This window comes from Faecalibacterium sp. DFI.5.82, assembly GCF_029076575.1.
Taxonomy (GTDB): domain Bacteria; phylum Bacillota; class Clostridia; order Oscillospirales; family Ruminococcaceae; genus Faecalibacterium; species Faecalibacterium duncaniae.
In genome coordinates, this window is the sequence record NZ_JARFIS010000349.1 from 1 (window position 1) to 321 (window position 321).

The 321-nt window shown below is 41.4% G+C and carries 1 protein-coding gene; it reads left to right on the forward strand.

Going from position 1 to position 321, the window contains the following annotated elements; all coding sequences use genetic code 11:
- Window positions 1–321 (forward strand): DUF262 domain-containing protein (locus P0G09_RS16945; protein ID WP_275253251.1); only part of this gene is annotated, 321 nt, incomplete at both ends.

Sequence of the window (321 nt, forward strand, 5' to 3'; positions counted from 1 at the left end):
GGATTTTCTATGAATGCGCATAAAGCGACAATCACCAGCATTTTTGATGGAACCACAGTGATTGAAATTCCATTTTTTCAACGTTCCTACGTCTGGGACAAATATCTTTGGGAGCGCTTCCTAAATGATATGGAATTCACGGTCAAAACAAAGTCCCCACATTTTCTTGGTACCCTGATTTTCAAAGACAACGGAACGCCAAAATCGTCCGAGCCTTATTCCTCGCAGTTGCTTCTGATCGATGGTCAGCAGCGATTGACAACATATCTCATCTTCTTGAAAGTTCTCTGTCTAAAGTTAGGGCAGTCTCTTACATTTGAT